Genomic DNA, 25,205 nt, shown 5'->3' on the forward strand with positions numbered 1-25,205 from the left:
GGGGTTCCTTTGAAGAATTCTAGGCCATATTTCCATAGATTCATGGTAGATTTTATCAACGGATCTTCACCTACCGAGGTATTAAAGTTGGCCTCCAACACCGTTGATGATTTTGTAAAAGAGTTGATCTCCATATTTGAATTAAAGGATTATAAGGTTAAATTTATGGCAATTGACGACTGGGATCACGCCGAAGGAGATAAGTTAGTAATTCTCCCGTACAGCGAGATAAGCGAGGATGGAAGGATATATTTTCTAAGTGCTGACATCCTTGAGGCCATGGATAATCCGGATCTTGAAAAATTGAAGCTGCTATCCTGGGAAATGATTCTTGGAAGAACGAGCTATATATTATACGAGAACTTTGAAGAGGTTAGGAAGTTTGAATTTAAAGGAGATGTGATAATACTTGCCAATCTCTTAGCTTCATCAACGCTGATAAGGATAGAAGACATTAGAACACTACTCGCGGTTCTGGATGCAAAGTTAAAGACGATTAGGTTAGAACTTGAGAGTCTAGAGGATCTAGAGGGAATGGAAGTCTTGAACTTTACTGAAAGAGAGTTGCTTTTTAACGATGCGAGGGCAAAGGTGATAAGAGCTAGTGTGCAGTTCATAGATGCTGCAATTCTTAGCTGGATGGCCATGCAGTCCCTTTCATTAGCTCCCCTTCTTCACCCTGAGGAGGAGATAATTAGGATCGTTAAGAAGAGCCTGTTTGAAGACGGCCTTCTTGAAAAACCTGGGGAAATTTTTCAAGCTGTGTTAGGATTTTATGATTTGCTAAAAGCTATGAACAGAGGAAAAGGGCCCGAAATAGTCGAGATAGGGGATAAGATAATGATGTACAGGCAGAAGTTGGGTCTTGACTACTATCCCTCAACCCAGGATATAATGGTAGGCTAGAAAGCATTATAAAACCAATGTCAAACCCCAAGATATGGAGCTGTTTTACAGGGTTACTCTCCATGAGATAATAGCAGATGCTCTAACCCTCATTGAGGAGAGGGAACTTTCATCGAAGCATGCCCTTGAAAGAGTATTTAGGAGAGTAGAAGGAAAGGATAAGGAAACAGCGAGAGGCATAGCTCATGCCTACGTTTTTGAAATAGAAAAGTGGAGGGCCAAAATAGACTTTATACTAAACTCAGTTCTCAAGGGTTCTAGGGTTGAAGATCTAGATACCTATCTAGCAAACTTGCTTAGGATAGGAACCTTTGAGATGAAGTTTAAGGGAGTTAACCCAGCCATAGCCACGGATTCCGTGGTTAGGGTCGTGAAGGAGAAGTTCGACCTGACGAGGGCCAAATTCGCCAACGCAGTTCTAAGGGAAGTGGAGAAGTTCAACGTTGAAAGGGCCCTCAAGAGGCTGAAAGAGAGGGATAGAATAGAATGGCTCTCGGTAAGGTTTTCTCACCCAAGATGGTATGTTGAGTATGTGGTCAAACTTTTAGGTTATGATGAAACGGTTAGACTGTTGCTCAGCAACCTAAGGCCTCAGAGGTATTATATAAGGGTTAACACGCTGAAGGTAGATGTTGATAGGGTTAAAAGATACTTGGAAGAGAATGGGGTAAGGGTCTCGCTAACTCCGGTTGATGACGTTCTAAAGGTTTTGGAATATGAAAAGCCTGTTACCAAGCTTGAATGGTACAGGAAAGGTTACTTCGTGATTCAAGACTTAGCCTCTGCATACGTGGCCCACGTTCTAAATCCAGAACCTGGAGAGAGAGTTCTAGACTTAGCGGCCGCCCCAGGAAGTAAGACCTTCCATGCAGCAGCTCTCATGGAGAACAGGGGAGAAATAGTTGCCGTAGATTACTCTTATGATAGGCTAATAAAGATGAGAGAGAGAATGAAAAAGCTTGGGGTTAAGAACGTTAAGCTCGTTCATGCGGATGGACAGAGTTACACAGAAAAGGAAAAGTTCGACAAGATAATCCTGGATGCACCCTGCTCCAGTTCTGGAACCTACAGGCAGTTTCCAGAGGTTAAGTGGAGGTTTAATGAAGAAAAGATAAAAAGGGTGATAAGCGTTCAGAGGAACATGCTCATTAATGCATACAGGAATCTTGCAGGCGGAGGAGAGATGACTTACTCAACTTGCTCGATCAGAATAGATGAAAACGAGCAAAATGTCCTCTTTGCCATAGAAAAGGGTTTAGAGCTTGTTGATTATCCCTTTGAATGGGGAGATAAAGGATTTCTGGAAATAGGGGATAAGGTGTTTAGAACCTGGACTCATAAGCATGACTGTAACAGTTTCTTTATAGCCAAACTCCGCAAACCTTAAGTTAGGGTATCCTAACTTTAATTCATGCCAAGGTTAATAGTACTCAACGATAATACACCGTCTAGGGGATTAATTAACGATTGGGGATGGAGCATTCTTATTGAAGGGAGGGAAAGGTTCCTGTTTGATGCTGATACAAATCCTCTAGTTTTAGCTCACAATTCTAAGGTACTAAACGTGAACCTGAGGAACCTTGACTTTGCGGTGCTGAGCCACTGGCACTATGACCATTATGGAGGCTTCGAGTACATCGCGGAGCTTAACCCAGGAATAAAATTCTACGCTCCTCCTCAGGGGTTGGCTTTGGCCATGAGATGGGGCTTTCAGCCAATAGCAATTAACTTTGGAGGAAAGATAGAGGAAGAGGTTTACACTTCTGGTGTTATAGATGGGATCGAGCAGGCCATAGGACTTGAAACCAGCTCGGGGTTGGTAGTTATTGTAGGTTGTAGCCATCCTGGGGTAGATAGAATGGTAGAGGAAGTTCTAAAAGTTTCAGGTTATGAAAAAGCTTATCTCGTGATTGGGGGCTTTCATTCGCCTCCGATCCATAGGCTCAGGAATTTGGCTAGGTTAAGTGAGCTTATAGCTCCAGCCCATTGCTCGGGGGATGTTGCAAAGGCCTTCATAAAAAGGAACTACAAGGAGAAGTACGTTGACGTTAAGACTGGAACGATCCTAGAGATTTAATACAAGGACTATGTACAGGGTTAGGTAAACCACAAAGACTATCTTAACTATGGCCCTCCAAATCTTATTCCTGGATATCATAAAGAGCCCAATCAAGACTAGAATAACGCCCCAGAATGATCTCTTGATGTAGCTGGAATATGGAATTAAGTAGTGGAGAATCTCGGGATGAAAAGATTTTATTATCATAAAAAGTCCCAGGAGTAGGAGGAGAAGGCCTAAGGTTTTACCCAACAAATCACCCCCTTAATATTAAATATGCTCCAAAGGTCACAGCTAATACCCCTACTACAATCTTCCAGGGAACATTAATGAAGGGATAGTAAGCCCTAAGAATTAAGATGAATCCTAAGGCTATCACGGCTATTCCTATTACCTTCTCATCCTTACCTTTAAACTTTAGGCCCTTGAAAACCTCCCCAACTTCTCTGACCATCTCCTCTACCCTATCCCCTATACTCCCAGATTCCTCACCGGGTTCCTCCGGCATTACAAGAGCGGCTCCAAAGTAGAGTATTGTTGCAACCTCAGGATTCAAGACGAAGAGCAGAATGAACAGAAGCCTAACTATCGTTGGATCAACGTCGAAGTACTTAGCTATCCCACCAAGAACTCCCAGGAACATCCTCTCATCCCTAGCCCTGTAAAGTCTCTTTTCCATGCTTTCCCCTTCTCCTTTACATGTGCTTGAAACTTTTAAACTTTTGTTTGTCATAGATTAAGCTAAAGATGAAAGTAAAAATACACACCTAATGAAAGAAGCCATCGATCACCACAATGGCCTGGCCACTATGAACCTCACAATCCCCTTATAGTAGCTCTCTTCCCTCTCCACTCTGAAGAATTTTCTCACAAGCTTGTGGGTTTCTCTGGTAGTGCTGTCATCTATTAAAGGTCTTAATATAAGCTCTAATGGTGCTAGAAATAGCATGTTTATTAGGAAGCTATCGCTGAGCGTATGTTCAAGGAATATGACCTTTCCGCTTGGCTTTAAAACTCTTATTATCTCCCTCATGGCCTTCTTCGGATTTGGAATTGTGCAGAAGACGAAAGATGAAATTACGAAGTCGAAAAAGTCGTTAGGAAAAGGTAGATCCTCAGCTTCCGCTTTAAAGAACTTTACATTGATCCCAAGTTGTCTCGCTTTTTCCCTTGCTACTTTAAGCATCTCCTCGCTTCCATCAATTGCGTAAAGCTGAACATCATTTGGATAGTATTTTAGCGTTTTCCCGGTTCCGATACCTATCTCCAGAACTTTACCTCTAACCAAGCTAACAGCTTTCTTTCTCAGTGGCTCAAAGTATCTCTCCAATGGAGACTCTAGAATATCATACTTGGATCCTATTCTATTGTACTTCTCCCTATAACTCAAAACCCCTCCCCCTTTATAAAAAAGAAAAAATCACTCAAGCTGAACCTCATTCTCCCATAGGCCGTGGATGTTACAGTAGCTCAAGGCATAGAGCTTCCCTTTCTTGCTTGTCTTAAAGAAGAACACGGCCCTAGGCTCTGTCAGTGGATCGCTGTGGTTTGTGAACTCAACCCTACCTACGAGTATTGGGAACTGCCCACCCTCAGGATGGAAGTAGAGTTCTATCCACGCTATGTGATGCTCTGGAGTGTTTGGGTGTGGTATCTCCTTTCCAACGCTGACCTCTACCTTAACTAGATCCCCTTCCCTCTCGTACTCTATAACTGGTACGTGCTTTTCACCTTTCCAATCTCCACTTCTAATGGTTTCCTTCAACATTCCAATCACCTTCGCTTTATGGTGCACCAGAGATTTGGCACACCATTTTGCCGCGAATTTCACCATTATTATGTTAGTATCTAGACCTTATAAAGTTTGCTATTCAAACCAAAAATGTTTTAGAATAAAAAGTAATATCTTATCCCCAAGTTTTAGCACTAAAGTTGCCATTGAATTAGCTTTCTCACAGCTTCCCTCAATCTTTCTTCATCTTCACTAGTCATCCTTCCTTTTGTTTCCACGACATCGACTAGCTCGAATTTGCTCCTGGAAATTAAGGTCTCTACCTTCTTTCCTGCAACTCCTCCCCATCCAAATGCTCCCACTATTAAAACAGGCTTTTCGTAATTCGCCTTATCTAAGATCTCATAAAGGGCGCACCTCATCCTTGGGTGTATATCCGCCTCATACGTTGATACTCCTATAACTAAAGCTTCACTGTCTGGAACTTCGCCGAGGATGTCGCTGATAGCTGGGTTCTCCTTATCCGTGAATCTATAGACGACTGGCTTTTTACCGTATCTCTTCAGCTCTTCTATAACAACACTCATCCTTTTCTCAACGAACCCATACATGGAGTCATATATAACTAAAACCTTATCCTTAGTCGGGATTCCAGCTCCAACCCTTTCATAATGCTCAAATATTCTGGTAGGACTCTTTCTCCAAATTAAACCATGTCCGGGAAGTATCATGTTCGCATTCTCTATTATTCCGAGTTCCTTGAGTTTCTTAATATTCTGAACTATGTACTTATGATAGTGTCCTATCACGGTTACTATGTACTTCGTTACGTAAGGTAAGTACTTTTTCACAACGTCTTCATCGCTATCATCTATGGCCTCAGGGATCCCATAACCTCCTCCCGCATCGCAACTGAAGATTAGTTTATCCTCTACATCGTAAGTTATCATTGTATCAGGCCAATGAAGCCAAGGAACAGTTATGAACCTAAAGGTCCTATTCCCAATTTTTACCTCTTCTCCATCCTTTATTGTGTGGAAGTTTTCAACTACTTTGTCTCCATAAAAGCCTTGTAATAAATTCTTGGCAAAGGTCGTTCCTATGAGCTTTGCCCTGTACTCATTAAGTTCCAGAAGCTTTGGAAGGGCCCCACTATGATCCGGCTCAGTATGGTGAACTATTATATGCGTTATTTCCTTAGGATCCACAAGGGTTGAAAGACTCTCTAAAAACTTCTCAGTGTATTCCCCTTTCCATGTGTCAAAGAGCACGACTGCATCTCCAACTTTCATTAAATAAGCATTGTAAGTTATACCCTCGGGTATGCTCCATGCGGCCTCAAAGTGCTTAATTTCACTATCGTCTAGCCTCAATATATATAACTCGGGCTCATCTAATAGTTTCTCGACCCAGACCTTAACCATGCACATCCCCGAACCTAACTAGTGCGAAAATATAAATAAAGCTTATCCACTTTTAAATTTTCAATTTGATCTCAGAATATACAATTTTTGAGAAATTCTTTATTTCAATTTTATGTTATTAAAAATTATCTCAAATTGTTTTATTCCTAATAGGAATTTTTAATCCTAAAAAATATGTCAAAAAATATATAAAAATCGTGAGCTTATGAATTTAAGGGGGAAGATGATAGTCATCAAATTTGGTGGAAGTTCACTTCGATCTGAGTTTAAGAGTGCAGTTTCCCTAATAAAGGCTCTTTCGGAAGAAAAAGATGTAGTAGTTGTCGTATCGGCTTTAAAAGGAATAACTGACTTGCTAGAAAAGTACACAGATACTTTTGATTCTAGATACGCGGTTGAGGTCTCAAAAACTTATCTAGAGTTTGGGAAGAGGATGGGGATAGATACTTCCAGTCTATCCCCTTATCTTAAGCAATTATTTAACCCACCAGATCTTCCTCCTCAAGCCCTCCGGGATTATATATTAAGCATTGGAGAATTACTATCAGCAGCAATGATTGCAGAGAAGGCAAATGGTGCTGTTATTTTTCCCTGGGACCTATTTGTAGCCCACGGAAGCTTTGGAAATGGATTTATAGACATCAAGAAGAGCAAGAGAAATGTCAAATTAGTCAAAGAAGCTCTAGAGTCTGGAAAGATTCCAATTATCCCAGGATTTATTGCAAACCTCAATGGATACAGAGTCACACTAGGTAGGGGAGGAAGTGACTATTCAGCAGTAGCATTAGGTGTTCTATTAAATTCAGAGCTCGTTGCTATAATGAGTGACGTTGAGGGCATATTCACTGCAGATCCAAAGATGATTCCATATTCCCTCCTGATTCCGTACATGTCCTATGATGAAATCTTAATAGCTTCCAAATATGGAATGGAGGCAATCCAATGGAAAGCTGCAAAGTTAGCTAAAGAATATGAAGCTCTTATACTATTTGGAAGAGCCAGTGACTGGAGAATGGGAACTGTGGTGAGCAATAGTTCCTCTCATATGCCCCTTTTAAGCTATGACCAAGGTAAATTGCTAGTTATGAACATGGACTCTGAGATACCTTACGAAGTGGTAGAGGAGGGAGAATTTTGGAGAGTTTATAGGGTTCCTAAACGTGATTCCATAAAAATTATTAAGGAACTACACAGGAAGATAATCTATCAAGAAAATGCACAGCTTCTTGGGAGGGTTAAAGCTTGAGAATTAAAGTCAGAGCACCCGCGACAATAGCCAATTTTGGCCCTGGATTTGACGTTTTTGGGATGGCCATAGACAAGCCATTCGATGAAGTTGTGGTTGAGGAGTTCAACGAATTCGAGATAATCTCAAGCGGTTATCCCGTTCCAAATGGAGAAGATAATATTGCATTATTTTCGGCTAAAACCTTATTTAAAATGCTTAACATTGAGGGAGGGTTAAGAATAAAGCTCAAAAAAGGAATTAGACCGAAAAGTGGACTTGGAAGCTCTGGAGCTTCAGCAGTAGCTGGGGCTCTAGGAGCGGCAAAACTTCTTGGAGTTTCCAATGATGAGTTAATTTTAAAGGCGGCCATGAAGGGAGAGGAAAAAGCTTCAGGAGAACCACACCCAGATAACGTTGTTCCCTCCTATTACGGAGGATTTACGGTGATAGAATCCAAGTCCCCGCTTAGGGTTCACTTTGTAGATGCGAAGTTGAGGGGTGTAGTAGTACTTCCAGAAGTTGAGATACCAACAGCTAAGGCTAGAAAAATCTTACCTTCAATGGTTCCACTTAAAGATGCCGTAAAGAATATTGCCATGGCTTCATCCCTGATCTTAGCCTTGAAGGAAGGAGACTTAGAAACCATTGGAAGGTTACTTGATGATAATCTAGCCCTTCCCTATAGGAAGAAGCTGATGCCATGGTTCGATGAGATTAGAAGAGTAGCGCTCGAGACTGGAGCTTATGGGATAACAGTTTCAGGCTCCGGTCCAGCACTTTTTGCTATAGGAGAAAACTTGAAGGATATAGGAAAGACCATAGTTGAGAAGTTTGAAGAATTAGGAATAAAAGCCGAGTATTGGGTAACGAAAACTGGAAGGGGGGCTAAAACATGAAAGTCGCCGTTCTTGGGGCCACGGGAGTTGTTGGAAGAACTTTCGTAAAGCTTCTTGAAAATCATCCTTGGTTTAAAGTTGAAAAGCTAGTAGCTTCTGAAAGATCGGCCGGCAAACGATATGGAGAAATCGTTGAAGATTCCCCGGAAGAATTCAAGGATTACACGATAATAGGTCTTAAGGAATTCCTTGAGGATCCTGGGGTTGATCTCGTATTTAATGCCCTCCCTGCATCGATATCAAAGGAGGTAGAAGAGAAACTTGCACAGGAAATTCCAGTTTTCACAAACGCAAGGAGTCACCGCTATGATGAAGATGTTCCAATTTTAGTCCCAGAAGTGAATAGTGATCATTTAAAGCTTGTAGAAGTCCAGAGAAAGCGGAGGAAGTGGAGGGGGTTCATAGTAACTAATCCTAACTGCTCGACAGCAATACTTACTGTTTCACTAGCACCCCTCAGGGCCTTTGGCATAAAGAAGGTTAGGGTAGCTACGATGCAAGCTATTAGCGGAGCTGGGTTCTCTGGGCTTTCAGCCTATGCAATTCACGACAACGTTATACCTTTTATAAATGGAGAAGAGTGGAAAATAGAGAACGAAAGCAGAAAAATACTCGGTAAATTTACTGGAGATAAAGTAGAACCAGCCGAGATAGAGGTAGCTGCAATAGCTACGAGGGTTCCAGTTCTACACGGGCATACTGAAGCGGTCTTCGTTGAGCTTGAAAAATTTGATATCGAAGAGATAAGGGAGGCATTTGAAAACTTTGATCCCCTTAGAAGCCTTGAGCTTCCATCGTATGAAAAGCCCATAGTATATACAGAGATTCCCCAGCCGAGATTGCATAGAGATAGAGGAAAAGGGTTAACAGTTACAGTGGGTAGACTTCAAGAAATATCAGGAGGTATAAAATATGTTGTTTTAGGCCATAATTTAGTTAGAGGAGCTGCAGGGGGTTCCATCCTTAATGCTGAGCTTGCTTATAAACTGGGAATAATATAAAAAAAAGTAAGGTTAGATATCCTTTAAAGTCCTGAATTCCGTTGTTTTCTTACCTTCCCTTTCCAACTCCTTTCTCACAAGTTCAGTTGCCTTAACCATGTTAACCAACTTATTATAGGCTATATTCCTATCTAGCAACTTCATGCCACAATCAGGATTTATGTAGAGCAATTCTGGTTCCACGTACTCAAATACCTTCTTAATCGCTTTTACAATTTCTTCAACGCTCTCTATCCTGGGATTATGTACGTCAACAACACCAAAGCCAAGCTCCTTATTGGAAAGTTTCTTTAGGAAGTCCATATCCCTAAACTGTCTATTCGCGAACTCAAGGGCAAACTGGGTTACCCTAATCTCATCAAAGTAATCGGCGAGTAGGTAATAGTTGGAGTAGCAAACATGGAGTCCAACCTTTATCTTGATACCCTTCACGGCCTTATTTATTGCCTCAACCGCTAATGGAACTTCGTCTGGATGGTTTAGCATTGCTGGTTCGTCAAGTTGGATGTAAAGGGCTCCATGATTCTCAAGCATCTTGAGTTCTTTATTTATTATCTTAGCTAGATCCATGATAAAACTCTCCTTATCTGGGTAATATTCGTTAAAACTCCACTCAGCAATTGTGTAAGGTCCAGTTATTGGGATCTTAACGACCTCACGCGTAGTGTTCTTCTTTACCCAGAGAAATTCCTCAAGAACCAAGGGTTCCTTGTACTCAAGTTTGTCAACGGCCGCGGCCTTATTGAAGTAGGCATTACCCCAAACCCTAACTGGACCGTAAAACTTGAAGCCACCTATCTTAGCGGTAAAGTGCTCTGTCATCTCAGTTCTCCACATTTCACCATCCCAGGGAATATCTACTCCTGCTCTCTCATGCTCTCTAAGCACGGAAACGCTTGCATCCTTAACTGCTTCTTTAAAGTCCTCTTCTGGTATCTTTCCCAAGTCCCTGAGCCTGTACATCCTGAGTAACCACCTTGGCTTCGGATAGCTCCCAATAACGCTTGTAGGTAATATGGGAAGCTCCATCCTTACTCACCCCCAAGTCTTCCCAAAAGCTTGAGCTTCTTCCAGGCCACCCTCTCAGGTAAGAAATCTAAGAGGGTGTTTGGGGTTACGTAAACCTTTTCGAATTTCCTAATGTACTTTCTAAGCTTGTCTTTCAGTCTATCTGCTCTTTCCATCTTAGTTTCTCTAGCGTTAACTATTCCCAACCCTACTTCCCCTTTAACCTCATCGGGAACGTTACCTTCTATGAGATCAATGTTAAGGATCACATCCTTGGGAACCACCTGAGGAGTTCCAAAGTACGTGACTACCCAGAGCTTCTTCACCCTTGCAAGGTCTTCAATTACCTTCTTGGCAACTTCTTTACTCACGTGTTCCTCTGATTCTCTGGTTGCCTTAGAAAGCTCCGCTGCGAGAGAGGGTTCTTGTAGCTCCATAATCTTAACATCAAGTTCCTTAATAAGCTCCCTTAAGACGGTGGCATAGGCCTCTGTAAGTTCGTTTAAATCCTTATAGTATTCGTTTATCGAGTGATAAGCTAAAGTTACAGGCCCAGGGAGTACTGCTTTGAGTTCTGCCTCTGGATAGACATCTTCCTTTATTTCCTGGGCTATACTTATCCATCCTGGAAGTGGGTTCTCCTTAAGCGATAACTCCCCCCTAACTACTGGAGAGCGATAAAAGAAGTTATTCTCATAAAATTTGAAGAGCCCATTAACCTCTACACCGTCTATAAATCTTATTAGGGGGTTAAATATATCATCCCAACGATAGAGACCATCTGTTATCACCTTTATTCTAGCTTTTTTGAGGTTTTCAAACGCTTTCCTTGTATAGCTTCTATAAGCTTCTTCAAGCTTCTCTTCACTTAATCTTCCTATCGAGTATAGCTCTATCTTTTTGGCTAATCCTATAGGCCTTGGAAGGCTACCTATAAGGGCCGGGACTATCACCTCAAACCACCTCCTTCACGAGTTCTAAAGCTTCTTCAACTTTTTCCATCCAATCATCAGCGAATACTATGAGATTTATTCCAGCGAACTCGAGACTCGAAACCTCCTCCAAGACCTCTTCAAACTTACTACCAACCTCCACGCCCATACTCCTAAGGGCGTTTTCAAGCTCTTTTTTTATCGGATAGAGCAGAGAAACCACAATTGGAACTTCCCTGCTTGAATATTTCAAAGAATGCTTAACTATCTCTGGAATTTTCCTGGCTACTTTAACATTCGCAACAACTTGGGTAAATACAACGTCTACCCCGGCTATGATCTTTCTAGCTAATCTTTTTCCTTCAAGTTTCTCTTGATAGTTTGGATTCATGGTTCCAGCTACGAAGGGCCTCTCTTTTACCTCAATTTTCTCTCCAGTTGGTAGAATTCCAGAGAATACTAGCCTGGCTAGCTTTATCATATTAGTAGAATCTAGATCGAATACTGGCTTTGCATGTAGCATTAATCCCGGCCAGTCACCCGTTGTTAAAAGGACACCTTCAAAGTTAAATTCAACTGCGGTTCTAAGCTCTGAGGTAATAGCTAAGGCATTCCTATCCTTTCCAGTTACATGGGGCATAACCTCAAATCCCTTGGATTTCAACCAAGTAGCCAAAGCTACCGATGATACATGTGGATAGCCTAAAGGGTTGTCGGGGACGGTAAATAAGTATCCGTTATCCTTAAAGTCCTTAAATCCGCTTTCAAAAACCCTAATAGGAAATTCCACTGAGATTGCCCGTCCTTTCTCCAAGTCCTTTATAAATTTACTCTTTTTAATCTCTACATCATCTTCTAAGGTAAATCTAGCTACTATGGGATGCTCCACTAACAAAGGAGCTCCATCTAAAGTGTCTAGCTTCTCGAGAACATAAACCCATGGGCAGGGCTTTTTGCTTACCCTACAGGTCCCATTAAATACATCTCCACAGGGGCCGTTAAGCAACTTCTTTGGACAGCTTAAGATCCTCATTTAACCACCTCCAGGGCCTTATCCAAGTCTTCTAGAAGCTCATCTAGAGGCTCTAGACCAACAGAAAGCCTTATTAATCCCTCAGTTATCCCAAGAGCTTCTCTCTGTTCTTCGTTTATGTATCTAGCAGCGCTCTTTACAGGATATGTGACTATACTCTCCACACCTCCCAGAGAAGGTGATGGGAATATCTTTTTAATGGACCTAAGGAAAACTATTGCATTGGACTCATTACCAACATCAAAAGAAACTACACCTCCGTAGAGATCCCTCTCAAAGAGCTTCTTAGCTATCTCATGGTAGGGGTCATCCTCGAGTCCAGGGTAATGAACTTCTTTAACTTTTGGATGCTCAGATAAAAATTCAGCTATAGCTTGAGCATTTTTGCTTTGTCTCTCAAATCTAACTTCAAGGGTTCTCATTCCTCTTTCAATCATCCAGGCATCAAATGGTTGTATTATACCTCCAAGCCTTCTTCTCCAGTTCCAAAGATCGTGAATAAACTCTCCATTCCAGAGAATAGCGCCTCCTAACACGTCATTGTGCCCAGCTATGTACTTAGTTAAACTATGAACGACAAAATTTGCTCCATCCTTTAGGGGCTTGTAAAGGAGGGGAGTTACGAAAGTATTGTCAACTACAAGGATAGTCTCAACTTCTCTGCACCTCTTTGCAACTTCTCTAACATCAATAACCTTAAGGGTTGGATTTGTCATGGTTTCGATTAGCACTAGCTTAGTCCTCTCGTTTATTTCCTCAACTATATCCTCAGCTCTCGGATACGCCAGCCGTATCTTAACTCCGAACCTCCTACCTATGAGCCTTGCGAGCTCTATTGTAGTTCCATACCCCTCCATGGAGAGAACAGCTTCATCTCCAGCTTCAAGAAATGAGAAGTATAAAGTAGCTATAGCTGCTATTCCACTATTGAAGGCTAGAGCATTATCAGCCCCTTCAAGTTTGGCTAGTTTATTCTCTAGGTTTAGGACTGTTGGGTTTTCCTCCCTAGAGTACTTTAACTCGGTATTCCTAGGTGTCAAATATGCTTCACCTACTTGCCTGAAAACGGCAGTTAAGTAAAGAGGCTCGTGGAGAGGCTTCAATCTCGCCACCCCTCAAAGGTTCTCGAATCTATTTATATCTTTTTCGACATAATTCTAGATAATAATTATATCTATCAGGAATAAAACTTATCAAAGTAAAATTTTACAAAGTTAAAATGTAAACAATAATTTAGGTGTGATTTCTAAAAATTTTCAATATATATGCAAATCAGAATATATGCTATTTTGGCTTCTGTTTTCGGATGAATTCCAAAAATATTCCCTCAGAAAAGTTATGGCATATTTAGTAATTGAAAGTTATTAAATAACGAATTGGAACATATCTATCTTTATATTATTACGAAAATTTTTCGAAAATTATTCTATTAACCAAATAGCGGAAAAATCCAAGATATCTTAGCTATCATTGTGTCATTTTTAATTTCTACAATGATTACCACTTAAATCTTAATTATCTCTTAATAATATAACTTTGCATTTAAAATTAAAAGTTTAAAGAGAACGCCATGTTAGGCCGTTTTAAGATGTATAGCCCCCAATATCGTCTCAATTTATTACTACATTATGAGCAGTCAAAAGTAGCAGGATACCCAAAAGTCTTATAAAATTTGAGTGATATAGTAACTCCAGTAGAGAAATAAAGCAAAATTGGCTCCTGTTCCAATAAGACTAAAATAGAATTGAAACTTCTGGAGTGCAAAGTTTGGAAAAGGCTTGAATGGTGTTCCAATAAGACTAAAATAGAATTGAAACAGGCTTTTATTGAGCGTTGGTTTGTTATTTTTAGTTCCAATAAGACTAAAATAGAATTGAAACCAGTTTAAGCTTAACCTCCCACCTGTGAACGTTGAGAGTTCCAATAAGACTAAAATAGGATTGAAACTTCACGGCTGGTTGGAGGGTACTAGTCTATGATATGCGTTCCAATAAGACTAAAATAGAATTGAAACTGGAGCGATGGCTCTCGCACTCGGTCTCTTGTTCAGCGTTCCAATAAGACTAAAATAGAATTGAAACCATAGCTAGGAATCTTGGCTTTCTCTGGAGAAGGAGGTTCCAATAAGACTAAAAAAGAATTGAATTGAAAGGCAAACAGAGAGGCATAAGCACTAACAACTCTCTCAATCTCAAACGGCCCTCCAGAACGGATCTTCCTTTGCCTTTACTTGGGCTATCATCTTCAAGGCCTTAATATCTGTATCCTCCAGGACATCCCTAAGATGCTTCAATAGTATTATTGCATCATCCCTGCTTAAGTCAACGTACAGAGTTTCTCCTGGATGAATATGCCTTCCAACTATAGCCCCCTCTATTGCTATTGCAACTGCTTGTCCCTTTCTAGCTTCCTGGAGAAATTCATCTCTGCTCTTTATTGACCTTATAGTTCCAACCTTTTGGCCGTTCTGCTTTATCAGCGTAACACCTGGCTTTATTCTTCCCTCCAAAACTTCAATTCCAACTATTGCTGGATTACTTCTTCTGAAAACGTACCTCTCATCCGGATACAATTTTATTACACCAGGGAACGTCACCTTTGCAAGTAACTCTCTCTTCCTCTTCTCCTCTTCCTCTTTTATCCAAGCTTCATAATCCTCTATGAGCTTATATATTATATTCCCGACGAATATCGGGACTTCCTTGGCCTTTGCAACTTCTTTTGCATCTTCGTTAACTTTCACGTTAAAACCTAGGATTACCCCATACTTTGGGTTCTCCTCTTTTACGCTGAGAGCCTCCATAACGTCTGTTTTACTTATGTTTCCTACGTCAGCTTTCCTTATAGGTATTTCCTTCTCCTGGAGCTCTTTGCTTAATGCTTCCAGGCTTCCCAGGGTATCGGCCTTCACTATAACCCCAACTTTATCAGTGCTTATGACGACGCTTTCTATTTGCCTCATTATCTCCTCCTTCGCCCTCTCAACATCTTCGGGCGTGGGGGCAGCTATAACGGGAGAACCTGCAAGGGCTTCCTCGAGCCCAGGAGCAGCTATCTTTACACCTGCTGCGGCCGTAACTTCATCCACGTAGTCGAATCTGAACCTTGGATCTCTTATTTCATCCAGTGGTTTAGGCTTAAGTAAAGCCCTAACCTTCGTGACTATCGCTTTATCTTTTCCTCCAACGACGATCGTGTCATCCTTGTGCAGGGTTCCATCGTATATTATCACGTCTATGGTATGCCCCAAACCTGGTTCTTCCCTAACTTCAAGTATGGTTCCCCGGGCCGGACCTTCCACTTCAATCTTTAGCTTCTCCTCAAGGTACTTTTGAGAGAGTCCCGCTATGAGAACTAGGAGTTCCGCTATTCCAATTCCGTATTTTGCCGAGATTGGGACTATTGCTAATTCCCTCGTAAAGTTCTGGACTCTATCAAAGCGATTCGCTTGGAAGCCGAATTCGTAGAATTTTCCTATAAGTTCCCAGAGCTTCGTCTCAAGCTCTTGAATAGCCCTCTGATCTTGCCTCTTTATGTTCATTAGGAATGGTTCATCCTCCTCAATCACCCAACCCCTTATCCTGTCTATCTTGTTGGCCGCAACTACGAACGGCGTTCTATACCTCCTCAATATTTCAATGCTCTCTATAGTTTGTGGCTGGAAACCTTCGTTTACATCTATAACCAGAACTGCTAAATCGGCTAAGCTTCCTCCTCTAGCCCTTAGGCTAGTGAAAGCCTCGTGTCCGGGAGTATCTATGAAAAGTAAACCTGGAAGTCTTATCTCGGCCTTCCAGAGCTTAATAAGGGGTCCAGCTATCTTCTTGACTACATCTATTGGAACTTCCGTAGCTCCAATGTGTTGCGTTATCCCACCGGCTTCCTTGGCCGCGACGTTCGTCTTTCTGATTTTGTCCAGCAGGGTGGTGTTGTGAACTAAAATTCCGTTTGCAATGAAGTTGTGAGTCTCCGTGGTTACATCATAAACGTAGCCATCATATTCGAACTCTTCTATTTTCTCAACTGGGAGAAAAACGAAGTTTTCAATAATATTCCTGAGGTAGTTCACATCCCTAGAGTCGAATTCTCTGTTGCGCCAAACTTCGAGGAGCTCCTTTCCAAGTTCGGTAAGCTTCCCATCCTTTATTAACCCCTCCCTTTTAAATTCCTCTATATACTCATGGTCTCTGACCCTACCCTCAAGGATGGTAATCTTTTTGTTCAGGTCTTTTGATCCCTTTTCAATGGTATTAAGGATCTTCATCAGGATTTCATAGCTTGGCGCCTCCTTGGACTCGTATTTACTATAGAGGGGGATCGTTGAGCTAAGTTCTGCTCTTGTGAACCCGAAGAGCAGTCTTATACGTCTTAACTCTTCAAAGATCGGGTAACTCTCACTATTTTCGCTTCTTCTAATGATCCCCTCTAGTTCTTTTGCTTTCTGCTTTTCTGAGAAGCCAATGTACCTCCTAAAGAGCTCAAGGTTCCTTCTTCCAGATATTGCAAGACTTGTAGGATAGATCTTTGAGACTATCCCTAACCGGAGAAGGATGAGGGAGAGCTCCTCCAGTACCTCGTGAGGTGCTCCCCTTACCTCAACCCTCAATTCTTCGCCATTTACATAACCATTAATATCAAAGAATCCCCTTAGAAAGTTAGCAACGTATCTGACTGGGGCCATGAAAAGTACCCTTAGGACTTCCCTGGGATACTCAAATAGTACTTTAAATAACTCAAGCAAAGCTTTTACTTCATGAGTCAGTCCTTCAGGATTAACACTGTTTTCTCTACCAAATATAGTTCCCGCAAAGTAGAAAAAGGTTTCCCATTCCTCATCTGAGCTCGGTAGCTTTATGTGGACTTTCCCCTTAAGTTTTTCGTGCACGTATTGCAAAAACTTTTCCTTATCATCCTTCCCAGGAAGGATCTTGGGTACCGCAACGTAATCTCCAGGTTTAAGCTGATCGGCCCTAACCCATCCCCTCGTCGTTAAAAATGGATGCTCCGGAGTAACTGCAACGGAATGCCAATCTTTTAGTTTAACCCTAAGCATTTTACCCTTATACCTAACTTTCCAAACGTAAGGTCCTTCGAGGAGCCTTACCCTACCATCAACCCCTGCAACTGGCATCCTAATTCCGAGTTTTCTTACCTCCTTCTCCTCATCCTTAAAGACGGTCTCCTTTGTCATGTTAAATAGCTCTTCGAGCGTTATTGGACCATAATCTGGAAGTATTACCCTCTCCTCTGGCAATAAACACTTACCATGGTCGACATGACCGAGAACCGCTATAATAGGCTGTCTAATTCTCTTCACATAACTCACCTCAACCTAAAACTCATCCCTCTAGTTTTAAATGTTTAGAGAGACGAGTAGTTTAGAGTACCTAACCCAATAGTACAATGTTATTAGGATTCCAATTAAGGTTAAACTTAAAGTCACCCTCAGGTAGCCCAGCTTATCAACAGCTGGCCCTATGAGGGCCATTCCCACTGGCGTTGCACTCATGACGAGGGTTTCAAGGGTTGAGAAGATCCTGGCCCTGTACTCCTCAGGAACCTCCCTCTGTAACTTAGTTAGTATGGGTATGTTAACGAGAACATTAAACACTCCTATTATGAACACTATGGTGAGTATTGCGAAGTAATTCTCTGGATAGTATAGCCTTGGTGTAAATGGTATCATTAGTAGGAAGAATTCTTGAATTGCTAAGGCCTTAAATATATGCTTAGTTGCCGACTCCCTTAAAATTCCAGCTATTATAAGGTTTCCTACGAGCATTCCAAGTGTTAAGGATGTCTGTACTGTACCAAATTGGAAAGCTGAGAGCTTTACAACTACCCTTACCATGTAAGGGAACACTACTGCAAAGAGGGGGTTTAAGAGGGCGTTTAAGATTACGGAAAATGATATAATTACCGTTAACATCTGGGAGTTCTTTATTAAGTTAAGGGCTTCCAGGAATTCTTCGACTACTTTTGTAATGGTAAGCTTTCCAGCCTTCCTCCTCCACTCATACCTTATAAGTATTTCAAATAGACCGGAACCAAAGAAGCTTATTGCGTTCACGAGTATTGCTGCTCTTATTCCTCCGAGGCCGTAGATAAGCCCACCAAGGGCCGGACTTATGACATTTATTACCTGGGTTCCCATCTGTAGAATCGAGTTCGCTTGCATTAATTCCTCCTTAGGAACTAGATCCGGAAACATGGCCGAAGTACCCGCAGAAAAGAAGGAGCCCATTGCGGACATTATCACCTGAACTATTAACAACTCCCTTAATTCGAGCATGTTGAGAGCTATAATTAGGAAGAGGAGCACTCCCCTGGCAAGGTCAAAGCCAACCATAAGGTGTTTTCTATTGTACCTGTCCCCTATGACTCCCGCAAGTGGATTGAGGATTATCCTGGGAATTAGCTCGGCCATGACAAAGGCGCTCATCATCGTTCCGCTTCCGGTCTTATCCAAAACATAGAGAGGAACGGCCACGTCCTGAATAGTCCAGCCTGCTGTTGATATCCATCTACCAACTGAAAATAGCCAGAAGTCCCTGCCTAGTGGCATTAGTAATCCTCCTAGGCTTTTTCAACCGTTATGGAGCCATTTACAGTTGCTATCCTGAGCTCGTGAACTCCTTCCATAGGAGGAACTTCGATCTTCCCGGTCACCGTTTTTGCATTTATTTTAACGTCATCCATAATTGTTAGATTAACGCCCCCATTTACGGTACTTATCTTTCCATCCCCTTCAATCTCGTATATCTTAAGGTCGATATTTCCGTTTACTGTCTTTACCTCTGGCTCTTCGGTCAGTTTTACTGACCCTCTTACCGTTCCGTTCACGGTGTGCACCTTTCCTATTTTAGCATCTTTTAGGGTTATACTAGAGTTCGTACTCTTAATCCCTGTAATCCTACAGTTTTCAGCTCTTATTGGCCCGTTAACGCTCGTTATTTCGACTTCAACTTCAGAAGGAACCGTTAGGCTAATATTAACCTTGCCATCCCTTCCCAATATGCCGAGAATCCATCTTCTCTTAAGTTTCTCCTTAATTATCAAGGTATCCTCTTCCCGTTCGATCCTAACGTCAGCATCGCCTTGAATCTCATATTCGAGCTTAACGTAATCGATATTGGATCCTTTAACTCTTATAGAACCGTTAACAGAACTTACTATAACCCTCTTTATTCCATAGAATATCATCCTCAATCACCTCAAATGTACTCCATAAGCTTTTCTACTAGCTCCTTTATTCTTCTATTCAGCCTTGCCCTGTCTATCCCTAAACCCTCTATAATGTCGTCAGCCTGTTCCTCCACGATCTCTCTAGCTTTTTCAAGAACAAGTTTAAAGGCCTCTTCGCTTTCTATTATGTAGTTTTTACTCCCTATTCTTATCTTAACCTTTCCTTCACTGGCCGAAATTACTGTATCTTCAATTCTTATCTTTCCAGAATCCCTACCAACGCTTATCGATATAGTTCCAGAGTCCAAAGAAACGTATCCATCCCCTATTGCTAGCTTCTCTTCGCCGCTTTTATAGAGTATCCTATCTCCTATGGTCTCTATTTTGAAATCTTCAGTGGTTATGGTAAGTCTCTCACCAAGGATAGTCAGCTTAAATCCATTCCTTAGCTCTTGTATTGTTATCATATCCTTCCTAGGTTTCTCTGTGCTTCCTTCCCTAATCTTGAAGGGGCCGATTTTAACTTCTTCACCTTGAGGAGTTTCAACGACTTCGAGGAAGGGTAACTTAACGTACGTGAAGTCCTCTCCTTCGTATACCTTGAGGATTCCAAGATCTATGGAGCTTTTTTCCTTAGTGTAGGTAGTTGGAGCACTTAAAAGGGAGTTTGCAGTGTCCACGAAAGTTAAGTTGGGGGAAGCCTTTTCTGAAGCTATGTTTATGCTCGTCCATATAGCAACTGGGGCTATGAGCTTCCTCTTGATTACTCCCAAGGGCGTATCTGCTTCAACTATCACTTCCCCTTCAATAGCCCATCCTATCCTCTTTCTCCCAAGTTTAATTGGATAGGCTTTCCCTTCTCCAGACAGCTTCACCTTTCCATATGAAAAGCCGTTAAACTTATAGGCTTTCTTTTCGACTCTTGGGTAGACTTCCCCTTTACTTAATGGAAAATCAAATTTGGCCACCAATATACCGGCTATTCCAAGGACTACTGAGTATGCAAAGGCCGTCTTCGCATCTATTGGGAAATCCTTAGGTAGATCTAACCACTTCCCAAAGAACAGAAAGATCGCTATTAAGAATGCCGCCTTAGCAAGTGAAAGTATTATTCCGCTTATGGTTATTCCAATCCATCTTCCAACTCCCAGGATTTCTGTTATTATAATTAGGGTTATTATCGCCCAAACCATTTCTTCGTTATATGCCTCGAGCCTAAGCCATCCCTTAAATAGCCACAATATTATTAACAAAGCAGTTATTGCCTTTAGTGCATCCCTAATCTTAAACCTTATTCCCTCCTCAACGCTAAACATTATCTTCACCTTCCTCTAGGGCCGATATTATCCTAAGAATCCTCAAAAACAAAAGGCCATCTTCAGTTATCTCGTATTTTTCTCTTTTCCTAATCATTCTAGTTTTTAGGAGAAGCTTGAGATGATGGGAAACCGTGGGGCTTTCAACTTTCAATGAATCTTTTATCTCCTTAAATCCCATGGGCCTCTCAGAGAGCATCTTCATTATCTTTATCCTATCGGGATTCGCAAGAGCTTTCAACACCTTAGCAGCCTTTTCTTCGTCCAATTCAGGTAGTACTTCAAGTTTCTTCTTTAATCTAATTTTTATCGAGAGCATTACCTCGTCTACAGGATCTATATTCTCCTCAAGCACCTCAAGTCTCTTCTTGAGCTCCTCAAGTTGCTTCTTTAGATCTTCCAATCCAATCACCAGGTACAGATTTTTGTAGTACACTTTTTTGTACTTAGTTAATAAATAAAATATATAAAAGTTTATCGGTTATGTATTCCCCTAAAAACTTCCGAGAATAGGAGAGAAGCAAGCTCTTTAAGCCTAATACCACGAGATTTTGCAATTTTCTCTAGAATCTTTTGAGCATTACTTCCATATTGAGCTGCTTTCTTTTCCCTCTCAGCAATCCACTCGGGAAGCCCCAGACTTTTGGCTATCTCCCTTAATATTATTTTTCTCTTCCCATCTTTAATTTTATGTTGCAGGGGTGTGTTAAGAGCTAGTACTGCAAATGGTAAATCAAGATACGGATACCTAACCTCAACTCCGTTAATCATGGAAACCTTATCGTCCCTTGCTAAGTTCCTTTCCCCTAGATTTGCTACGTCGCTAATCATGAGATTCGGATTCTCAAGATACTTTGCATAACCCCCGAAGAGCTCATCGGCCCCCTGTCCACTCAATAAAATCTTAACTCCATCTTCTCTTGCAAGTTTTGTAGAGAAGTAAAGGGGAATCGCTATTGAAAGGTTCATTGGATTTGGCTCCTCGATTGCAAACATAATCCTCTTTAGCTCTTTCTCAACTTCCTCCTTGGAAAATATATACTCCTTAAGCTTTAATCCTAGTTCTTGGGAAACTTTTCTAGCCCATTCAACGTCTTTACTGTCCTCGGTACCAGAAACGTATAAAGTTACGTTAGAATACCTCGAAGCTATAAATGCTATCAACGTACTGTCAAGACCTCCAGAGAATAATATTCCTATTTTTTTGCTACTTCTTATTTTAACTGAGTCAATTAAAAGGTTCCTCAAGCCATCAAAGTACTCGCTCCCAAAGCTCTTTATCGCAGTCACATCGTACAACCTTACCCTATTTATTCCAAATTTAGAAATTTCAACGGCCTCTCCCGGCATTACGGGCGTAGCTTCTTCCCCTAAACCCCAGAGAACTTTTTTCTCAGATCCGAAGTGACCCTGTGATGAGTAGTAGAGGGGTCTTATCCCTAGGGGATCCCTGAAGAGGTAGAACTTTCCATTGTAATGAAAAGCAACTGCATAATCCCCCCTAAGCATCCACATTAACTTTTTAATTGCGTTCCAAGGGGATAAGTTCCTATCAAAGAGTAAATACTCAAGTAGCCTGAGTATTACCTCACTATCAACATCACTCTCGAATGATATTCCTCTCTCAACTAAATAAGCTCGAAGCTTTTCGTGATTATATATTTCCCCATTGTGAACGAGAGCTATCTCGTTATAGAACGGTTGGGTATACTCCTTAGATCCGGTCATTGCGAGTCTGCACTGAATTAAAACCTTATCTCCTCCCTTAACCTCCTCAAGAGCAGAAAAATCACTTGACTTAATTACCTCCCTCTCACTCCAAACGCCAAAGGAGTCTGGGCCCCTATGCTTACCAAGCTCGATTATCCTAATTATCTCATCCGTGTAAAGCTTAAAGCCACCGGCAATTAGGCACATCGCCCTTATCTACCTAATGGAATGTAAAAACCTTCCCAATTTCTAAATGAATTAGTATGCAATCTGAAAGCAAACGGGATGAGAAAGTGGGCAATTCTGAAAGGATGTAAAAGAAAAGTATTCACTCTTCTAGTAGGATCGCATTGACAACTCCATCTTGTCCTGGCCTTGAGGTAACCTTTGCCTTACCTATCTCAGTCTCTATTATTGCCCCCTTGGTTATGATATTTCTCCTGGCAAACTGCCTGTTTGCTGGGTTTTCAAGAACCCTAATTATCCTTACCTTTCTACCCTTTCCACTCTTATCAAAGACATTCGCATAGGCCGCAGCAGTTAGCCTTACTTTTCTATTTCCTCCATAGGTTCTAATTATCTTCCTCTTATCCTGCTCAGCAACCCTTGTATTTGAAGGCTCCCTACCGAGTTCCCTCTTTCTCTTCTTCCTCGCGAGGACAATCCTCCCACCTGAAGGCTTCTTAAGTGATCTTCCCTGCCAGATCGCCATTTAACCCACCTCGCTATTGGGCATTAAAGTGGTTCCCTTATAAGCTTTAGGGTTAGTTTGGACATCGCATAGTGCAACAGCTCATCCCAATCCAGATTTAGCTTTAACCCCTCAATTCCAATTATGGTTCCTATGGTGGTAAATATAAAGTATAAGGTAAAGAAGCCGAGTATGAAGCCAAATTCTGTAGTTGCGGTTATTATAAATGTGTCTTTTAAGTTTATTCCTTTAACAGCTACCGCAAAGGCCGTGAAGATTATAGCCAGTAAAACGTTAACGAATAATGTTAGTGTCATTGATACAGCTGAAACTAGGAGGAGATAAAGCTTACTCGGTTTTTTATAAGTGAATACCTCGAAGCATACCTTTAGGAGTTCATAATATATAAGGAGTCCAAGCAACATAACAAGGAAGTCAGCGGGTGCTATGAATTGAGATTCCAAAGGGTTCATCACTCTCCCTCGGCCCCCCTAATATTTCATCGAACTCGTATTCCTCCCTTAACCCCAGGAGTATCTCAACCTCCTTCGGTGTTAGCACGGGTTTTCTCCATGCTCCATAATCATCCAAAGGTACTCTGGGGCAAGCTACGACTACGTATGCTTCGAATGGAAATCCCTCCAATTTATGATAATTTACATCGTTCATCACTATAAGTCTTGCTTCCCTACCGTGTTTCTTTAGGAGCTTAACGATCCTCTTAGCTTCCGCTAGTCTCAGTTGACCTTTTTTAATGCTTACTATGACACCAAATTTCTTAGCATCCATGGCCTTTGCTATTTGGGCCCATCTCTTCCTTATGAACCTCTCAGGATCTATCCAGGAAAAGGCTTTTGTATATGGATCTATTGCTAGAACCTTTTTTCTTGTTGCCACGGCTAATCCCAGTGGATGAAAAATCCCCGATCCTATAAAGAGTATCCCCTCTCCCCTAACTTTAGCTACAGAATAGTTACAACCAAGAACTTGACCTGGCCAGGAAATTCTAGAATCCCCTCTTCCAATGCTAACTTCAAACCCTTCACTCTCTAAAAATTCCTTAGCCTCCTTAAGCTGATGAATATGCTGGGCTGTCGTCGTTACAATTATCTTCCTACCAAGCTTCTTTATTTCCCCTATATTTTCCTTTAAAGCCTCAACGACACTAACTCTTGCGAAAGCTGGAACGAAGATCGTGGGAACTTCAAGGGGAAGCTTCATGTAAGAGTGACCCAGATGAATGAGGGCGTCACACCCAACTAACTTAGCCTCTCTATCAGCGGGATCGCAGGCTCCATAGTTTATTTCTCCATGTAAAAAAACCTCGATGTTGTTTTCCTCTAAGAACCCTGCAAGTTCTTCAGCTTCCCTTCTAAGGCCTTCTGGAGATTGTATTAGAACTCTTTTAGCCCCTATCCTTTTTAACTCCTTTAAGATTTCACTTTTTGGTATCTCATGAAGCATGAAGAAAAGAAAGAAGCAAGAATTAAAAATTTCACTCAATAACTTCCGCGAATGCAAACCTCCTTTTCACAGAGTTTATCACGATCTCGACTTCATCTCCAACTTTCGTATGGGGTACGAATATTACAAACCCCTTTATCCTTGCTATTCCATCTCCTCCTTTCCCCATACTTTCAATCTTTACCTTATACCTTTCTCCAACCTTAACTGGAGCTTCCATCTTTCTTCCTCTATCTCCAGTAAATCTCCTCTTTCCACCTTTTCCACTATACATCTCCAACACATCCATTCAACTTTGGACAAGACACTCAGAAGAGTGCCTTGTCCAGCTCTATTAATTGGGTAGAATTTATAAATATTTTTATGGCCGAAAAGTTAGATAAATTAGCCTCCAGAAACTACCGGAATTACCTCCACTAGATCTCCATCCCTGACCTCCTTTTCTTCTAACGCTACTTTTCCATTTACTTTTGCTATCGCACTCTCAGTATTAAAGCCGACCTCCCTCAGAATATCCTTTACCTTCATTCCTTCTCTCCATTTGATCTCTTTCTCTATTCCCCTTCCAATCACTTTCACCCTTATCATCTCAACCCCCTCATTTTTAAGGAGGTGAGGAT

Annotated in this window: 26 protein-coding genes and 1 CRISPR repeat array; of the genes, 6 read left to right on the forward strand and 20 right to left on the reverse strand. The window is 41.4% G+C overall.

Going from position 1 to position 25,205, the window contains the following annotated elements:
- The first annotated feature begins 9 nt into the window (after window positions 1–9).
- From PH_RS05050 to PH_RS05060, 3 genes are read left to right on the forward strand one after another with little or no spacing between them, the layout of a single operon-like run.
- Entirely contained in the window at window positions 10–906 is an 897-nt protein-coding gene (locus PH_RS05050; RefSeq protein WP_010885162.1) for a hypothetical protein, read from the forward strand.
- A gap of 34 nt (window positions 907–940) precedes the next feature.
- Complete coding sequence (locus tag PH_RS05055) at window positions 941–2,293, forward strand: RsmB/NOP family class I SAM-dependent RNA methyltransferase (RefSeq protein WP_010885164.1); 1,353 nt, start codon at window positions 941–943, stop codon at window positions 2,291–2,293.
- A gap of 24 nt (window positions 2,294–2,317) precedes the next feature.
- Window positions 2,318–2,983: an MBL fold metallo-hydrolase gene (locus PH_RS05060; protein WP_010885165.1), complete on the forward strand. Its 666-nt coding sequence runs from the start codon at window positions 2,318–2,320 to the stop codon at window positions 2,981–2,983.
- On the opposite strand, the gene PH_RS05065 is transcribed toward PH_RS05060, so the two are convergent.
- The 5 genes from PH_RS05065 to PH_RS05085 form a co-directional block, all read right to left on the reverse strand.
- A complete protein-coding gene (locus PH_RS05065) occupies window positions 2,972–3,217 on the reverse strand; it encodes a hypothetical protein (protein ID WP_143522655.1) in 246 nt (81 codons plus the stop codon). The genes PH_RS05060 and PH_RS05065 overlap by 12 nt on opposite strands.
- 4 nt (window positions 3,218–3,221) lie before the next feature.
- Window positions 3,222–3,644 (reverse strand): PspC domain-containing protein, encoded by a 423-nt coding sequence (locus PH_RS05070; protein WP_048053296.1) that lies wholly within the window; start codon window positions 3,642–3,644, stop codon window positions 3,222–3,224.
- Between the two features lie 108 nt (window positions 3,645–3,752).
- Complete coding sequence (locus PH_RS05075; protein WP_048053297.1) at window positions 3,753–4,355, reverse strand: class I SAM-dependent methyltransferase; 603 nt, start codon at window positions 4,353–4,355, stop codon at window positions 3,753–3,755.
- A gap of 30 nt (window positions 4,356–4,385) precedes the next feature.
- Window positions 4,386–4,733 carry a class II SORL domain-containing protein gene (locus tag PH_RS05080; protein WP_048053298.1) on the reverse strand — a complete coding sequence of 116 codons (348 nt, stop codon included), beginning with the start codon at window positions 4,731–4,733 and terminating at the stop codon, window positions 4,386–4,388.
- 158 nt (window positions 4,734–4,891) lie between these two features.
- Complete coding sequence (locus tag PH_RS05085) at window positions 4,892–6,121, reverse strand: FprA family A-type flavoprotein (RefSeq protein WP_048053299.1); 1,230 nt, start codon at window positions 6,119–6,121, stop codon at window positions 4,892–4,894.
- Window positions 6,122–6,344: 223 nt separating this feature from the next.
- On the opposite strand from PH_RS05085, the gene PH_RS05090 reads away from it, so the two are divergent.
- The 3 genes from PH_RS05090 to asd are packed head-to-tail and all read left to right on the forward strand — an operon-like array spanning window position 6,345 to window position 9,246.
- A complete protein-coding gene (locus PH_RS05090) occupies window positions 6,345–7,367 on the forward strand; it encodes an aspartate kinase (RefSeq protein WP_048053581.1) in 1,023 nt (340 codons plus the stop codon).
- A 2-nt stretch (window positions 7,368–7,369) separates the two neighbouring features.
- On the forward strand, window positions 7,370–8,245 hold the full coding sequence (locus PH_RS05095) for a homoserine kinase (RefSeq protein WP_048053582.1): 876 nt from the start codon (window positions 7,370–7,372) through the stop codon (window positions 8,243–8,245).
- Complete coding sequence (asd, locus tag PH_RS05100) at window positions 8,242–9,246, forward strand: aspartate-semialdehyde dehydrogenase (protein WP_010885174.1); 1,005 nt, start codon at window positions 8,242–8,244, stop codon at window positions 9,244–9,246. The genes PH_RS05095 and asd overlap by 4 nt, the downstream gene beginning before the upstream one ends.
- 12 nt (window positions 9,247–9,258) lie before the next feature.
- On the opposite strand, the gene PH_RS05105 is transcribed toward asd, so the two are convergent.
- The 15 genes from PH_RS05105 to PH_RS05175 form a co-directional block, all read right to left on the reverse strand.
- The gene (locus PH_RS05105) at window positions 9,259–10,275 is read right to left on the reverse strand and encodes a methionine synthase (protein ID WP_010885175.1); all 1,017 of its coding nucleotides are present in this window, start codon (window positions 10,273–10,275) and stop codon (window positions 9,259–9,261) included.
- Between the two features lie 2 nt (window positions 10,276–10,277).
- Window positions 10,278–11,207 (reverse strand): 5-methyltetrahydropteroyltriglutamate--homocysteine methyltransferase, encoded by a 930-nt coding sequence (locus PH_RS05110; protein WP_010885176.1) that lies wholly within the window; start codon window positions 11,205–11,207, stop codon window positions 10,278–10,280.
- 1 nt (window position 11,208) lies between these two features.
- Window positions 11,209–12,219: a methylenetetrahydrofolate reductase C-terminal domain-containing protein gene (locus PH_RS05115; protein WP_010885177.1), complete on the reverse strand. Its 1,011-nt coding sequence runs from the start codon at window positions 12,217–12,219 to the stop codon at window positions 11,209–11,211.
- Window positions 12,216–13,331 (reverse strand): cystathionine gamma-synthase family protein, encoded by a 1,116-nt coding sequence (locus tag PH_RS05120; protein WP_010885178.1) that lies wholly within the window; start codon window positions 13,329–13,331, stop codon window positions 12,216–12,218. Before PH_RS05120 ends, PH_RS05115 begins: the two co-directional genes overlap by 4 nt.
- A gap of 609 nt (window positions 13,332–13,940) precedes the next feature.
- Window positions 13,941–14,366: a CRISPR direct-repeat array (repeat unit 30 nt; unit sequence GTTCCAATAAGACTAAAATAGAATTGAAAC).
- A 44-nt stretch (window positions 14,367–14,410) separates the two neighbouring features.
- The gene (infB, locus tag PH_RS09715; protein ID WP_048053301.1) at window positions 14,411–17,536 is read right to left on the reverse strand and encodes an intein-containing translation initiation factor aIF-2; all 3,126 of its coding nucleotides are present in this window, start codon (window positions 17,534–17,536) and stop codon (window positions 14,411–14,413) included.
- Window positions 17,537–17,572: 36 nt separating this feature from the next.
- On the reverse strand, window positions 17,573–18,784 hold the full coding sequence (locus tag PH_RS05130; protein WP_010885181.1) for an MFS transporter: 1,212 nt from the start codon (window positions 18,782–18,784) through the stop codon (window positions 17,573–17,575).
- An 11-nt stretch (window positions 18,785–18,795) separates the two neighbouring features.
- Entirely contained in the window at window positions 18,796–19,422 is a 627-nt protein-coding gene (locus PH_RS05135; protein ID WP_010885182.1) for a DUF4097 family beta strand repeat-containing protein, read from the reverse strand.
- An 11-nt stretch (window positions 19,423–19,433) separates the two neighbouring features.
- Window positions 19,434–20,720, reverse strand: a complete 1,287-nt coding sequence (locus PH_RS05140) for a hypothetical protein (RefSeq protein WP_048053302.1) — start codon at window positions 20,718–20,720, stop codon at window positions 19,434–19,436.
- Entirely contained in the window at window positions 20,713–21,123 is a 411-nt protein-coding gene (locus PH_RS05145; RefSeq protein WP_048053303.1) for an ArsR/SmtB family transcription factor, read from the reverse strand. The genes PH_RS05140 and PH_RS05145 overlap by 8 nt, the downstream gene beginning before the upstream one ends.
- Before the next feature lie 71 nt (window positions 21,124–21,194).
- Window positions 21,195–22,637 carry an asparagine synthase (glutamine-hydrolyzing) gene (gene asnB / locus PH_RS05150; protein WP_010885185.1) on the reverse strand — a complete coding sequence of 481 codons (1,443 nt, stop codon included), beginning with the start codon at window positions 22,635–22,637 and terminating at the stop codon, window positions 21,195–21,197.
- Between the two features lie 121 nt (window positions 22,638–22,758).
- Entirely contained in the window at window positions 22,759–23,142 is a 384-nt protein-coding gene (locus PH_RS05155) for a 30S ribosomal protein S8e (RefSeq protein ID WP_010885186.1), read from the reverse strand.
- 23 nt (window positions 23,143–23,165) lie between these two features.
- Window positions 23,166–23,594 (reverse strand): hypothetical protein, encoded by a 429-nt coding sequence (locus PH_RS05160; RefSeq protein ID WP_048053304.1) that lies wholly within the window; start codon window positions 23,592–23,594, stop codon window positions 23,166–23,168.
- Complete coding sequence (dph2, locus tag PH_RS05165) at window positions 23,557–24,585, reverse strand: diphthamide biosynthesis enzyme Dph2 (RefSeq protein ID WP_010885188.1); 1,029 nt, start codon at window positions 24,583–24,585, stop codon at window positions 23,557–23,559. The genes PH_RS05160 and dph2 overlap by 38 nt, the downstream gene beginning before the upstream one ends.
- 31 nt (window positions 24,586–24,616) lie before the next feature.
- Window positions 24,617–24,874, reverse strand: a complete 258-nt coding sequence (locus tag PH_RS05170; RefSeq protein ID WP_010885190.1) for a TRAM domain-containing protein — start codon at window positions 24,872–24,874, stop codon at window positions 24,617–24,619.
- Between the two features lie 95 nt (window positions 24,875–24,969).
- Window positions 24,970–25,173, reverse strand: a complete 204-nt coding sequence (locus PH_RS05175; protein WP_010885191.1) for a MoaD/ThiS family protein — start codon at window positions 25,171–25,173, stop codon at window positions 24,970–24,972.
- Window positions 25,174–25,205 lie beyond the last annotated feature (32 nt).

It is taken from the genome of Pyrococcus horikoshii OT3 (assembly GCF_000011105.1).
Classification (GTDB): domain Archaea; phylum Methanobacteriota_B; class Thermococci; order Thermococcales; family Thermococcaceae; genus Pyrococcus; species Pyrococcus horikoshii.

Bases quoted from the DNA above. Each gene is read 5' to 3' on its own strand.
- PH_RS05055 (WP_010885164.1), top strand. From the start codon at position 941: ATGGAGCTGTTTTACAGGGTTACTCTCCATGAGATAATAGCAGATGCT.
- PH_RS05060 (WP_010885165.1), top strand. From the start codon at position 2,318: ATGCCAAGGTTAATAGTACTCAACGATAATACACCGTCTAGGGGATTA.
- PH_RS05070 (WP_048053296.1), bottom strand. From the start codon at position 3,644: ATGGAAAAGAGACTTTACAGGGCTAGGGATGAGAGGATGTTCCTGGGA.
- PH_RS05080 (WP_048053298.1), bottom strand. From the start codon at position 4,733: ATGTTGAAGGAAACCATTAGAAGTGGAGATTGGAAAGGTGAAAAGCAC.
- PH_RS05085 (WP_048053299.1), bottom strand. From the start codon at position 6,121: ATGGTTAAGGTCTGGGTCGAGAAACTATTAGATGAGCCCGAGTTATAT.
- PH_RS05090 (WP_048053581.1), top strand. From the start codon at position 6,345: ATGATAGTCATCAAATTTGGTGGAAGTTCACTTCGATCTGAGTTTAAG.
- asd (WP_010885174.1), top strand. From the start codon at position 8,242: ATGAAAGTCGCCGTTCTTGGGGCCACGGGAGTTGTTGGAAGAACTTTC.
- PH_RS05105 (WP_010885175.1), bottom strand. From the start codon at position 10,275: ATGGAGCTTCCCATATTACCTACAAGCGTTATTGGGAGCTATCCGAAG.
- PH_RS05115 (WP_010885177.1), bottom strand. From the start codon at position 12,219: ATGAGGATCTTAAGCTGTCCAAAGAAGTTGCTTAACGGCCCCTGTGGA.
- PH_RS05130 (WP_010885181.1), bottom strand. From the start codon at position 18,784: ATGCCACTAGGCAGGGACTTCTGGCTATTTTCAGTTGGTAGATGGATA.
- PH_RS05135 (WP_010885182.1), bottom strand. From the start codon at position 19,422: ATGATATTCTATGGAATAAAGAGGGTTATAGTAAGTTCTGTTAACGGT.
- PH_RS05140 (WP_048053302.1), bottom strand. From the start codon at position 20,720: ATGTTTAGCGTTGAGGAGGGAATAAGGTTTAAGATTAGGGATGCACTA.
- asnB (WP_010885185.1), bottom strand. From the start codon at position 22,637: ATGTGCCTAATTGCCGGTGGCTTTAAGCTTTACACGGATGAGATAATT.
- PH_RS05155 (WP_010885186.1), bottom strand. From the start codon at position 23,142: ATGGCGATCTGGCAGGGAAGATCACTTAAGAAGCCTTCAGGTGGGAGG.
- PH_RS05160 (WP_048053304.1), bottom strand. From the start codon at position 23,594: ATGAACCCTTTGGAATCTCAATTCATAGCACCCGCTGACTTCCTTGTT.
- dph2 (WP_010885188.1), bottom strand. From the start codon at position 24,585: ATGCTTCATGAGATACCAAAAAGTGAAATCTTAAAGGAGTTAAAAAGG.
- PH_RS05170 (WP_010885190.1), bottom strand. From the start codon at position 24,874: ATGGATGTGTTGGAGATGTATAGTGGAAAAGGTGGAAAGAGGAGATTT.
- PH_RS05175 (WP_010885191.1), bottom strand. From the start codon at position 25,173: ATGATAAGGGTGAAAGTGATTGGAAGGGGAATAGAGAAAGAGATCAAA.